Genomic DNA, 13,097 nt, shown 5'->3' with positions numbered 1-13,097 from the left:
GCACTCATAACTCAGCACTCATAACTTTTTCAGTTGTCTCTTTTCAAAGCTATAGAAACATGAGTATTTCAATTAAGCCTGACGAAATTAGCAGCATTATTCAGCAGCAAATCGAGCAATACGACAAAGAAGTCAAAGTTGCTAACGTTGGAACCGTACTTCAAATAGGTGACGGTGTTGCCCGCGTGTACGGTTTGGAAAAAGCAATGGCTGGTGAGTTGCTTGAGTTTGAAGACGGTACAATCGGTCTTGCGCTCAACTTAGAAGAAGACAACGTTGGTGCGGTATTAATGGGTGAAGGTCGCAACATCCAAGAAGGAAGTACCGTTACCGCTACAGGTCGTATCGCTCAAGTACCAGTAGGTGATGCGATTGTTGGACGTGTAGTTGACGCATTGGGTAATCCTATCGACGGTAAAGGTGAAATCAAGTCAACTGAAAGTCGCTTGATTGAATCGATGGCGCCTGGTATTATTGCACGTCGTTCGGTACACGAACCAATGCAAACAGGTATTACCGCTATTGACTCGATGATTCCCATCGGTCGTGGGCAGCGCGAGTTAATTATTGGTGACCGTCAAACTGGTAAAACAGCTGTTGCTATTGACACCATCCTGAACCAAAAAGGCGAAGATGTAATTTGTGTATACGTTGCCATCGGTCAAAAAGCTTCGACCGTAGCTAACGTTGTTCAAACATTACAAGAAAGAGGCGCCCTTGACTATACTATTATTGTTGCTGCTAGCGCATCCGAAGCAGCACCACTACAATTTTTGGCGCCATACACAGGAGCAGCAATTGCTGAGTACTTTATGTACCAAGGCAAAGCTACTCTAATTATTTATGACGATTTGTCGAAGCAAGCTGCTGCATACCGTCAAATGTCGTTGTTGCTCCGTCGTCCACCCGGTCGTGAAGCATATCCTGGTGACGTATTTTACATTCACTCCCGTTTATTAGAGCGCGCTGCGAAACTCAGCGATGAGCTTGGTAAAGGTAGCATGACAGCGTTACCTATCATTGAAACTCAAGCAGGTGACGTATCCGCATATATTCCTACCAACGTAATTTCGATTACCGACGGTCAAATTTTCTTATCGTCTGACTTATTTAACGCTGGTGTTCGTCCCGCTGTAAACCCAGGTATTTCAGTATCACGGGTAGGTTCAGCAGCACAAACCAAAGCGATGAAGAAAGTCGCAGGTAAAATTAAACTTGAACTAGCACAGTTCGACGACTTACAAGCGTTTGCACAATTTGCATCCGACTTAGATAAAACTACCCAAGACCAATTGGCACGTGGTGTACGCTTACGCGAACTTCTCAAACAGCCACAAAACTCGCCATTGTCCGTATCTGAGCAAGTAGCTATTCTTTACGCTGGTATTAACGGCTACTTAGACGATATCCCAGTTGAAAAAGTAGGCGCCTTCACAAAAGGTTTGCGCGAATACTTAAAGAACAGCAAACCAGCATACGCTCAAGCAGTACAAACTTCTAAGGTAATGGGTGACGCAGAAGAAGCAGCACTCAAAGAAGGTATTACTGAGTACAAGAAGACCTTCGCAGCATAGAAAATAGTGTTGAGTGCTGAGTGCTGAGTGCTGAGTAGAAAAATGCATAAAACTCAGCACTAAGCACTTTCAACGAGCGCACTCTACAAGCACTTAGGAGTTTAAGAATATGGCTAATTTAAAAGCGATACGCGACCGAATTCAATCGGTTAAAAATACCAAGAAGATTACCGAAGCGATGCGACTTGTTGCTGCTGCACGTGTACGACGCGCGCAAGAGCAAGTTCTTTCCACACGTCCATTTGCCGACAGATTAGCACAAGTACTTTACGGTTTACAAACTCGCTTGCGGTTTGAAGATGCAGATTTACCACTGCTCAAAAAACGCCAAGTTAAAACCGTTGGTGTATTAGTAATTTCTGGAGACCGTGGTTTGTGCGGTGGTTATAACTCCAGCGTCATCAAGCGTGCAGAAATTCGTGCTAAAGAACTTAAAGCAGAAGGGTTAGATTATAAATTTGTTATCGTTGGACGTAAAGCATCACAATACTTCCAACGTCGCGAATATCCAATTACTGCGACCTTCATGGGTTTAGAGCAAATTCCTACTGCGACTGAAGCTACTAATATTGCTGACGAACTACTTTCTTTGTTCTTGTCTCAAAGCGTAGACAGAATTGAGTTAGTTTACACAAAGTTTGTTTCATTGGTAAGTTCACGTCCAGTTGTACAAACATTGCTACCTCTTGACCCTCAAGGTTTAGAAGCAGCAGACGATGAAATTTTCCGCTTAACAACTCGTGGTGGTCAATTTGAAGTAACCCGCGAAAAAGTAACAACCGAAGTGCGTGCTTTCCCTCGTGACATGTTGTTCGAGCAAGACCCAGTACAAATTTTGGATTCCTTGTTGCCTTTGTACTTAAGCAACCAATTATTACGCGCGCTCCAAGAATCCGCAGCAAGCGAACTTGCAGCACGGATGACTGCTATGAGTAACGCAAGTGAGAACGCTGCTGAACTTATTGGTTCGTTGACATTAGGATACAACAAAGCTCGTCAAGCTGCTATTACCCAAGAAATTCTTGAGGTGGTTGGTGGCGCCGAAGCTTTAAATTAATGTACATTTTGTCATTAGTCACGTAGCGAAGAATCTCGCAAAGTCTCGATAGTGTCATTAGTCACGTAGCGAAGAATCTAATGTATGTGTCATTCTGAGCGAAGCGAAGAATCTCGCAAAGTCTTCATAGATAAAGAGATGCTTCACTGCGTTCAGCATGACATTTTTAGGAATTTTGCTACAAAATATGTTTCTAGGGCGCCAGATATAAGAATTGTTTAAGGCGCCTTAAGAATTGTTGGCAATTTTTGAAATCTTATACTACAATAAAAATATCTAAACAACACGGGTCTGTACTGGTTTCGACGGGGTAGCGAAAGCTGTTCGTTGATGCAGGTCGAGAGGGAGTGTCTCTCGTAAATAAAGGCTCAAAACAATAGATGCAAACAACATCGTAAAATTTGCTCGTAAGGATGCCCTAGTAGCAGCCTAAAAGCCTCTTTCAGGTCCGAGCGTTTCTAGTTTGACTCCGTTAAGAGCTAGAGACAACCCTCAACGGATGCGCTAACAAGTTTCCTCTGGTAGACTAGTTAGCAAAGAAATCACCAGAGCATCCTACCGTCTGGGATAATAGACGATTCCCGCCTTGAGGGTAAGAAAGGCTAAACCTGTGAATGATGCGGAAGTTAATACCTATTTCGGACGGCAGTTCGATTCTGCCCAGATCCATAAGTAAAACTAATAAGTCCACTGTATAATTTTAGATATACAGTGGACTTTAGTTTTATGGGTGAATCGACTATAGTTGTAAATTGTCAAAATTCGGAGTGCGGCAAAGAGTTCACAAAACGCTTGAGTGAATTTAAGCGAAGTAAAAAATTAGGAAGACCTCACTTTTGTTGTTTAAGTTGCCATGCAAAGTATAGAGGATTAGGGACTTCTCAGGTTCCAGTAATTCGTCAAACTTCCCACCTTAAAGAGATTATTCGAGTCGATGATTTTTCACCGTTTCGGTATCATCTCAAAATCATGAAAAAATCTGCAAAGCGAAGGAGTCACGAATGTTTAGTAACTTTGGCAGATTTAAAAGCTTTATGGGAGCAACAAAACGGTATTTGTCCTTATACCGGATGGAATTTAATAAATTTAGCTTCAACTACTGAGTGTGAAACTACACCTAGCACAATTTATCGAGCAAGTGTTGACAGAATTGATTCAAGGTCTTGTTACACGCCCGATAATATACAATTTATTGCTGTGATTGCGAACTTTGCCAAAAACGTTTTTACAGAGCAAGATTTAATTAATTTTTGCCATGATGTTTATCAATACAAAATTATTAGTAATAATACTGCTCATACATTAGAAAAGAATACTATTAATACATGTGTAAATACACGTAGAGATGAATTTTCGCCTTATCGTAAGCACTTGAGATTAGCGAAAACAAGAGTAAAAGCAAACGGGCGCCTGCTTAACATTACCCTTGAATATCTCAAAGACTTATGGGAGAAGCAAGAAGGTAGATGTCCTTACACAGGATGGGAATTAGAAAACTTTGAAACAACTTCACAATGGAAAAATCATCAACTAAATCCAAAAACCGCCAGTTTAGACAGAATTGATTCAAAATTAGGATATATAGAAGGAAATGTACAGTTTGTTAGCGTAATGGCAAATTATGCAAAGCTAGATTTTCAAGAAGCAGAGCTTTTAGAGTTTTGTAAAGCTGTATTTGATTACCGCTACCATTAGAAATTATTCCGTAGGATAGGCGTCTCGCCTGTCCTACATACCCGCCTTGGATTCAAATCCAAGGCTAATAGCTTAAGTCTACTAAAGTAGACTACGTATGCTTTTCAGCATGTACAACGAGAATTAGGTTGTCACAAAAATTGTATCTGTGATTTTTGAGAAATTTTTGGGAACTATATAACTGTGGGTGTTTTAGCCCTACGTGTGTAGTTACCTGTAAACCTATAAAATGACCACAGACATTGAGACAATCTTGCGTGATGCCCGCAATCAGTTAAATGAGCTTGGCGAAGCTGTTAAAAATTTAGCAACCACTTACCCTGATGTGTTTGATGACACAGGACTTGGTGAGAAACTGGAATCCTTTCGCCTTTGCCATCAAGAAACTGTGGATAGGTTACAGGCGCCAAGTTTATCTATCGCCATGATTGGCACAACATCTTCTGGTAAGTCAACTATCGTCAATGCTTTAATTGGTCGCAAAATTGCTCCTATAGAAGCAGGTGAGATGAGTGGTGGAGTTTTAACACTGCGTCATGCTCACGAGCGTAAATTAATAATTGAAGAAACAGAGGGTTCTGCTTGGGAAACAGGCGTTTGGTCAGATTTGGGTGACGAAGCTCTCTATGAAAAAATTCGCGATGGCGTGATGCGTCCTTATCATGACACCCGTGAGAAAAGAGACTGCATGGCGCCACGGGTAACTGCCTACATACCACTTTTACCAGTATCAGACGAAAATTTATTGGGATTACCACAAGGTGTGGGAGTTGAGTTGATTGATTTACCTGGTTTAAAGTCAATTCAAGACCGTGACAATATAAAAGTTATTCAGGAAAAAGTTCACAAAGCTTTCAGTGTCGTAGCTTTAGATTATTTACAGGTGGATGACAAACACAGAAAACGTTTGTTGGAAGAACTTAAAAAAGTTGTAGAGTAAAGCGATTTGGAGGTGTTATTAGAGAAGCTGCAACAGGCAAAATTGTACGTCATTTACTCGAAACTCCTGGTTTGACTAATAAATTGATGACCCTACCACTTAATCCTATATTAGGCGGCGCCGACTTAGTTACAGATTTGGTTGGTCATGGCATCACAATTGATAAGCTTGGAAAAATTCAGAATAAATTATCCTCTGTTTTAAACCTAACTCAGCTTGCTGCTGGCGCCAGTATTTTGAATATTGGTGTGAGCATCGCTGGTTTTGCCTACATGGGTTTCAAACTACACCAAATTCAAAATGCTCTAGATAATGTACAAAAATCTCTAGAAGCAGGTTTTAATCGAGTTGAAAAGCGTTTAGATAATTTATCCGGTCAGCTCGTATATCTCCATTTGCTCGTTGAAGGGTATGAATTGTTTGAATAAATCTATATACATTTTTGATTAAAGTTTGAATTAAATTATATAGTTTATCACAAGTACCCTTGATAAACATGATCATTGATAGATTAACTAGATCATCAAGGGGTGTTGTGATCACATTCTTGAGTTAATATAAGGTTTAACTTCGCGCGCGAGCCATAATCTCAGGCGCCTATCCTTCATTGGAATAAAATTATAGGAACTGCCCATGCAGTCGTTTGAACCAGGCTTTATCGAGCGCCAACCAATTACTCAAAATATATTGCGAACTATTCGCCTCATTGGTGAGTATAAAGGTAAGCAGGAATTATTCAACCAGCAATCACCGCAAGTCTTGGAAACATTACAGCAAGCTGCGATTATTCAGAGTACCGAATCATCTAACCGTATTGAAGGTGTCGAAGCTCCCCTCCAACGTATTAAGGCATTAGTCGCGCAAAAGACGACACCGCAAAACCGCTCTGAGCAAGAGATTGCTGGATATAGAGATGTTCTCAACACTATCCACGCTAGCTACGAGCATATGCCTTTTAATACAAGCTTAGTATTACAGCTACACAGAGATTTATATCAGTTTTTGCCAAGTGGTGGTGGTAAGTGGAAATCTTCTAATAATAATATTACAGAAACTCGACCAGATGGTTCGACAGTTGTACGTTTTGAAACAGTTACTGCTTTTATGACACCTGGCGCCATGACGCAGTTACACGAACGCTTCAACTATATAATGCAAGCAGAGCAAGTTGAGCCGTTACTTTTAATTCCTACCTACGTTTTAGATTTTCTTTGCATTCATCCGTTTCGAGACGGCAATGGTCGCATGGCTCGTTTATTAACTTTACTATTACTGTATCAAGCAGGTTACGAAGTCGGTCGCTATATCAGCTTGGAAAAAATTATTGAGCGAAGTAAGGAAAGTTATTACGACACCTTATATCAGTCTTCGTTAGGTTGGCATGAGGGACAGCACAGCTTACTGCCTTGGTGGGAATATTTTCTTGGTGTTATTTTAAGAGCTTACCGAGATTTTGAGCAACGTGTTGGTTTGTTGACATCAAGTAAAGGGGCAAAACGCGAGGTAGTGTTTGATGTAGTTGAGAGATTACCAAATCAATTTCAATATATAGATGTTGAGCGTGCGTGTCCCGGTGTTAGTCGTCCTACCATAAACCGCGCTCTGGCAGAACTTCGTCGCTTGGGCAAAATTCGTTGCATCAAGTCAGGTCGAGATGCAATTTGGAAAAAACATGATCAATGATAGATTAACTAGATCATCCAGGGTAGTTGTGATCATATTCTTTGTTCTAAAAATCTTGGAGATACTTTAAGAGGTTAGAACGAATTATCATCTATCTTTATAGTTCAAAAACTTATCTTAGCTTTAGCCAAGTAAATACATCATCTACACAAATTGTAAAATTTATACCTGGTAACACAGGTAAATTATCTTTAAGAGTTAACACACTAGGTAAAGCATCTGGTTGATAAACAATGATAGAACGTTCGCTTGGGTCAATCAACCATCCAAGTAGCGAGCCATTTCTTATACAATATAAAATATTACCTGTCACCTTAGTTTGACTTTGGTCTGGTGAAAGAATTTCAATTACCCAGTCTGGAGTAAAATCGATACCAGTACTAATAATATCGCCATTCTCATCAACTGGTAATCTGTCTGTAGCAACTACCGAAACATCAGGAACAACCGAACGATTACCAAATGTACAGCGTAATTCTGGAAAAGCCTCATAGTTGATAGCTGTTGCATCAATACCTGCAATTAACCGTTTCTGTAAAAGACTATGCTTGCCTCCACCCATTGGTTTTTGAGATATAGTGGTGTTTATGTACTCCCATGCGGGCGATTCGTCAATGTAAGGAAGTTGTAGAAATTCTTCCAAAGTCGTTTTTGGAATTGAAATGGCCTCCATAAACACCTTTTAGCATGGTACAACAATATTTTATCTTGATTTAATGAATTATATGATTTGTGTAAGTTTGCTGCATCTGGACAAAGGCGCCGTTTGGTAGAAACATGATCACTGATAGATTAACTAGATCATTAAGGGTGGTTATGATCATGTTCTTTTTTTACACGGTGTGGAGAGACGCGATTAATCGCGTCTCTACGTGGTGGTAATTTTTACTTATCTTTTGCGTAACTTCAAGATATTCCTCTGTAGAATAACAGAGACGAAAAATAAATATGTTGCTATATTTCGGGATAAACTGCGATGAATTTGGATTTTACAAGATTTTTTCAGGCTTGTAACCCCAGTAAGACGCTAGTCGTGGGAGATGCAGAGGATAGAAAGTATTATATTGATTTTTCTAAAGTTCGAGGCGCCAGAATAATCGAAGAGTTAGGACGAACTATCACCCGTCTCTCACCTGACCAACCTACTTGTCAATTGTTTACTGGACACATAGGCTGTGGTAAATCTACTGAACTCCTCCGCCTGAAAGCTGAGTTAGAGCAACAAGCGTTTCATGTAGTCTATTTTGAGTCCAGTCAAAGTCTTGACATGGCGGATGTAGATGTTACTGATATATTGTTAGCTATTGCCCGTGAGGTAAGTCAAAGTCTGGAAGCTATCAAAATCAACTTGAAACCAGGATACTTTAAAACTTTATTCACAGATATTAGTAATTTTTTACTAACGCCAATAGAAGTCTCTGAAATTCAATTTTCTGCTGGAATTGCAAATATTACGACTCGCACTAAAGATAGTCCTAAACTCAGAAACCAACTGCGACAATATTTAGAACCTCGCACCAACGGTATTATCGAATCTATAAATAACGAATTGCTCAAACCCGCACAAGATTTGCTCAAAAAGTACGGTAAGAAGGGACTGGTAGTAATAGTTGACAACCTTGACCGTGTTGATAACTCAATTAAACCATCAGGTTATTATCAACCTGAATATTTGTTTGTGGAACGTGGCGAACAGTTGAACCAGTTAAATTGCCATGTCCTTTATACAATACCTTTGGTATTAATTTTTTCTAATGCGCTAGGAAGACTAACCAACCGTTTCGGTGTAGACCCCAAAGTATTGCCAATGGTACCTGTACAACAGCGTGATGGTTCAGAATGTTATGAAGGAATTTTAAGATTACAACAGCTAGTAATGGCGCGCGCGTTTCCTGGTGTAGATTGGGGAATAAGTCAAAGTTTGATTACTGAAGTTTTTGATAGTCCTGATACTTTAAAGCAACTTTGTTTAGCTAGCGGTGGTCATGTTAGAAATTTATTAATGCTACTGTATCGTTGTTTACAGCGTGAAGACCCACCGATATCGCGCGAATGTTTGGATAGTGTAATTCGTCAGCGTCGCAATGAGTTAAGTTTGGCTATTAGTTTGCAAGAATGGGATTGGTTGCGTGATGTTTCTAAACACAAAGATTTGCGTGGTCAAGATGGATATCAAGTTTTGATACGCAATATGTTTGTGTTTGAGTACCGCGATTATGATGGTTCTTGGTTTGATGTTAATCCGATTTTAGCAGAAGCAAAAGAATTAGTTTTTGGATAATTTTTATATTAACTGCAAAGGACGCTTCATGACGCAAAGGAAAGAAATTTCTTCCTCGTCTTTCTTTGCGCTATGCAGCGTTCTTTGCGGTTCGTTTTAATCAAGATATAGTTATGACTAATATATATCAACCTGAAGATATCAACGCTGAAAACGAACAATCATTAAAAACTTTAGTGAGAACTATTAGACTTTCTCAAGGTCAGTTTTCTTTAGTTTTACTACGCTGTAATTATACAAATTTACAGCAACGTATAACTGCACGCTTACATGAACTCTCACCTATAAAAATCAGCGAATTGTCTCTTCAATCATCTGTCAAAACTCTTTACACCACTATTTTAGAAGGTATTGGAGACGAGGCGCCTTTTTCGTTGATGGTATCGGGGTTAGATGCAGTCGAAGACCTCGATAATCTTTTGACTTCAGCAAACCAAGTTAGAGAAGAGTTTAGAAAGAGTTTTGCATTTCCTTTACTTGTATGGGTCAATGACCAAGTTCTACAAAAGTTTATTAAATTGGCAACTGATTTAGAAAATTGGGCAACGGTTATTCAGTTTAATAGTACTACATCGGAGTTAGTCAGTTTGATACGTGACACTACAGATGATATCTTTGCTGGTAATTTTACCCCAAATGTAGAAATTTGCTGTGAAATAGAGTCAGCACAACAAGATTTACAATGGCGCCGCTCTGAAATGGCGCCGAATGATAAAGCTAGTTTACAATTTATTTTAGGTTATCGTGCGTATTTACATGAACAAGTAGACACTGCCTTAGAATTTTACAATCAAAGTTTAGATTATTGGCAAGAGCATAACTTAGAACGACAAGGAATTTTACTGATAAATATTGCTTTAGTTTACGAACTTAAAGCCGAAAAATCTCAAGTAGATTATATTAAATATCTTGAAGAAAGTAAAGATTATCTTCAAAAGGCTATTAATTGTTTTGAACAAGCACAGCGTTTTAATTTAGTTGCTAAATATATTACCAAATTGGGTGATGTGCTACGAAGCTTGCAAGCATGGGATAATTTACAGTGTCTTGCTCAAAAAGCTTTGGAATTGAATCAAAAGTATGGTAACGCACTACAAATTGCTAGAAACTACGGCTTTTTAGCTGAGGTAGCGCTTGAAAATTCACAATGGCATGATGCGATTTCACTAGGTGGACAAGCTTTAAGAGCATTATCTAACTCCAAAGAACATTTACACTACCGAAGCTTGTATAAGTTTATTATTGCGCGCGCTCATCAAGCTTTAGGAAAAATAGTAGAAGCTATTAAAAGTTTAGAAAAACTTCGTGTTGTTAGTAGTCCCGAAAATAATCCACAATTATATATTTCCATTTTAGAAACATTACGCGCGCTCTATTTTGAAGAAGGTAATTATTTAGAAGCTTTCCGAATTAAACAAGAACAAATTGCCATTGAACATCAGTATAGCTTACGAGCATTTATCGGCGCCACTTATTTACACCCCAAACGTTATTGTATTAATTCAATTACTAATAAAAAGCAGCAAGCGATAGTAGCACAAGAAATTGCTGCTGCTGGTCGGCAAAAAGATGTTGATAATCTCATCGAACGAATTAGTCGTAATGACCATAAACTAACTATCATTCATGGTCAGTCAGGTGTAGGTAAAAGTTCTATACTCAAAGCAGGATTAATACCAGCACTGAAACAGCAGTCAATTGGAGAACGAGATGTTTTACCGATTGTGGTCAGAGTTTATACTGACTGGATAGGAAATTTATGTAAGCATTTTCCAGATGATATAGATAATAACATAGAAGCGATTACTGCACAGTTACATAAAAACGCGGATAATAATTTACTCACAGTATTAATTTTTGACCAGTTTGAAGAATTTTTCTTTGCTTATCCTAATAAAAATCAACGACAATGCTTTTATGAGTTTATTGGCGCCTGTTTAAATATTAATTTTGTTAAAATTATTTTCTCTTTACGTGAAGATTATTTACATTATTTATTAGATTTAAATCGCACTATCAACCTTGATGCAATTAATAATAATATTCTAGATAAAAATATTCGTTACCATTTAGGATTATTTTCACGAGCAGAAGCCAAGGCAGTTGTTGAAAGCCTGACAGAACAAGCTAAATTATACTTAGAACCACAATTAATTGATGAATTAGTTAAAGACTTAGCATGTGAATACGATGAAGTCAGTCCAATTGAGTTGCAAATAGTTGGCGCCCAACTTCAAGCAGAAAAAATTACCACTTTAGAACAATATCGTCAGCTTGGAACTAAAAAGAAACTCGTTGAACGCTTTTTAGAACAAGTTATTAAACATTGCGGAGTAGACAATGAACGTTGCGCGCAATTAATTTTGTACATGCTTACTAATGAAAACGGTACTCGTCCTTTAAAAACACGTAGCGAACTAGAAACCGATTTAAAAACTTTTGATTTAATCTCAGATATTGAAATAGATTTAGTCTTAGAAGTTTTGGTTGGTTCTGGGTTAGTTTTGGAAGTACGCGAAGTTCCTGCTAACCGCTATCAATTAGTACATGATTACCTCGTGCGTTTTATTCGTCAACAGCAGGCGCCTGAACTTTTAGCAGCACTTGCAGCGGCAAGAGAAAAGCAAAAACTCACCGAAGAGCAACTTATCAAAGCACTACAAGAAAAAGAAAAAGCATTATATAAAGAGCAGCAAGAACGTAAACGTGCAGAAATTGCAGAAATAGAAGCCTTAGTATCGTTATCGCAAGCTTTATTTGTGACTCATGACCAGTTAGGCGCCTTAGTTGCTAGTCTCAAAGCAGGTGTACAATTACAACAAATTGATGTGGCATCATCTACCAAAAAGCGCGCGGTCGATAGAATTCGTCAAGTTGTTACCGAAGTTCAAGAACGAAACCGTTTGGAAGGTCATAGTAACTGGGTAACAAACGTAAGTTTTAGTCCCAATGGTAGAACAATTGCAACGGCAAGCGCTAACCGTAATATTATGGTTTGGAATTTAGATGGGACTTTACTAAATATCTTACAAGGACATGGAGATATTGTTTGGAGTGTTTGCTTTAGTCCAAATGGCAGTAAAATTGCCTCAGCAAGTGCTGACAACACCGTCAAAATTTGGAGTACAGATGGTACTTTATTGCATACTTTCAAAGGACACACCGACCAAGTTTTTAGTGTTTGTTTTAGTCCTAGTGGTAACGTTATTGTTTCTGCCAGCGCAGATAAAACTATCAAATTTTGGAGTATAAAAGGAACTTTACTACGAACGCTTCATGGGCACACCGACCAAGTTTTTAGCGTTTGCTTTAGTCCAGATGCCTCAATGGTTGCTTCCGCTGGCGCCGATAAAACAATTAGACTTTGGAGTACAGACGATATAAGTACTAAATTAATTAAAACTCTTACAGCACATACCTGTAGTGTTAACAGCGTTGTCTTCAGTCCTGACCGTAAAACTATTGTATCAGCAGGCGCCGACCATACAATTAGATTATGGAGCAAAACAGGTAACTTGCTCAAAACTCTCCACGGACATACCGCAAGCGTAAATAGCGTTAGTATTAGTCCAGACGGTAGAATCGTTTCAGGTAGTTCAGACTATACCGTTAAATTATGGAGTAAAAACGGTCAACTACTAAAATCCTTCCAAGGTCATAACGGCGAAGTCAACGGAGTTTGTTTTAACTGCGACCGTAACCTTATTATATCCGCAAGCGCCGACCGTACCGCAAGAATTTGGAGTGCAAAACCTCCAAAACCAAAATCATTTGAATTAGATGAACTAGTAGCATGTGGTCGTGACTGGACGCACGATTATTTAAATACTAATCCCAATGTGAGACAAACAGATTATATTTAAAATA

9 protein-coding genes and 1 other RNA gene are annotated in these 13,097 nt (G+C 38.8%); 9 read left to right on the top strand and 1 reads right to left on the bottom strand.

From position 1 onward, the window contains the following. Positions 1–59 precede the first annotated feature (59 nt). From atpA to DSM106972_RS26000, 7 genes are all read left to right on the top strand, one after another. Positions 60–1,574 carry a F0F1 ATP synthase subunit alpha gene (gene atpA, locus DSM106972_RS26030; protein ID WP_019493620.1) on the top strand — a complete coding sequence of 505 codons (1,515 nt, stop codon included), beginning with the start codon at positions 60–62 and terminating at the stop codon, positions 1,572–1,574. A gap of 109 nt (positions 1,575–1,683) precedes the next feature. Then, complete coding sequence (locus DSM106972_RS26025) at positions 1,684–2,631, top strand: F0F1 ATP synthase subunit gamma (RefSeq protein ID WP_073622049.1); 948 nt, start codon at positions 1,684–1,686, stop codon at positions 2,629–2,631. Positions 2,632–2,918: 287 nt separating this feature from the next. Then, positions 2,919–3,303: a transfer-messenger RNA gene (ssrA, locus tag DSM106972_RS26020) on the top strand. Positions 3,304–3,357: 54 nt separating this feature from the next. Next, entirely contained in the window at positions 3,358–4,326 is a 969-nt protein-coding gene (locus DSM106972_RS26015; RefSeq protein ID WP_127083423.1) for a hypothetical protein, read from the top strand. 229 nt (positions 4,327–4,555) lie between these two features. Beyond that, a complete protein-coding gene (locus tag DSM106972_RS26010; protein ID WP_127083422.1) occupies positions 4,556–5,266 on the top strand; it encodes a dynamin family protein in 711 nt (236 codons plus the stop codon). Between the two features lie 86 nt (positions 5,267–5,352). Further along, complete coding sequence (locus DSM106972_RS26005) at positions 5,353–5,694, top strand: hypothetical protein (RefSeq protein WP_127083421.1); 342 nt, start codon at positions 5,353–5,355, stop codon at positions 5,692–5,694. A 205-nt stretch (positions 5,695–5,899) separates the two neighbouring features. Then, the gene (locus DSM106972_RS26000) at positions 5,900–6,949 is read left to right on the top strand and encodes a Fic family protein (RefSeq protein ID WP_127083420.1); all 1,050 of its coding nucleotides are present in this window, start codon (positions 5,900–5,902) and stop codon (positions 6,947–6,949) included. A gap of 112 nt (positions 6,950–7,061) precedes the next feature. Here the strand turns inward: DSM106972_RS26000 and DSM106972_RS25995 are convergent, their stop codons facing one another. Further along, on the bottom strand, positions 7,062–7,622 hold the full coding sequence (locus DSM106972_RS25995) for a Uma2 family endonuclease (RefSeq protein WP_127083419.1): 561 nt from the start codon (positions 7,620–7,622) through the stop codon (positions 7,062–7,064). A gap of 303 nt (positions 7,623–7,925) precedes the next feature. Between DSM106972_RS25995 and DSM106972_RS25990 the strand changes: the two genes are divergently transcribed. Together DSM106972_RS25990 and DSM106972_RS25985 are read left to right on the top strand one after the other, a co-directional pair. Next, positions 7,926–9,230 (top strand): P-loop NTPase fold protein, encoded by a 1,305-nt coding sequence (locus tag DSM106972_RS25990; RefSeq protein ID WP_127083418.1) that lies wholly within the window; start codon positions 7,926–7,928, stop codon positions 9,228–9,230. Between the two features lie 113 nt (positions 9,231–9,343). After that, positions 9,344–13,093: an nSTAND1 domain-containing NTPase gene (locus DSM106972_RS25985; RefSeq protein WP_127083417.1), complete on the top strand. Its 3,750-nt coding sequence runs from the start codon at positions 9,344–9,346 to the stop codon at positions 13,091–13,093. Positions 13,094–13,097 lie beyond the last annotated feature (4 nt).

The organism is Dulcicalothrix desertica PCC 7102 (assembly GCF_003991905.1).
Taxonomy (GTDB): Bacteria; Cyanobacteriota; Cyanobacteriia; order Cyanobacteriales; family Nostocaceae; genus Dulcicalothrix; species Dulcicalothrix desertica.
Note: the sequence above shows the minus strand (reverse complement) of the source record. Positions and strands in the feature narration are given on the sequence as shown.